The organism is Micromonospora sp. MW-13 (assembly GCF_003434305.1).
Classification (GTDB): domain Bacteria; phylum Actinomycetota; class Actinomycetes; order Mycobacteriales; family Micromonosporaceae; genus Micromonospora.
Genome location: NZ_QKKX01000143.1, coordinates 1 through 253, shown reverse-complemented (window position 1 = coordinate 253; position 253 = coordinate 1). Strand labels below are relative to the sequence as shown.

The 253-nt window shown below is 62.8% G+C and carries 1 pseudogene; it reads left to right on the top strand.

The annotated features are described in order from the left end of the window. Window positions 1-38: 38 nt before the first annotated feature. Window positions 39-253: pseudogene (locus tag C5N14_RS31590) on the top strand (FG-GAP repeat protein); the annotation flags it as partial.

The following is a 253-nucleotide window of genomic DNA, read 5'->3' as shown; positions in this document are numbered from 1 at the left end:
CGCCGACGGATTTCAGTGGTGACGGTAAGGACGACATCGTGGCGTTCAATCGGGGGTCGCTCAACGACGTGTACGTCGCCACGTCCACCGGATCATCGTTCGCGGGCACCTCGGTGAAGTGGAACGACTTCTTCGGCCTCAACGGCGAAACCCTGACCTCCGGCGACTTCAACGGCGACGGCAAGGACGACATCGTCACCTTCACCCACGGATCCCTCGCCGACGTCTACGTCGCCCTGTCCACCGGCACCAA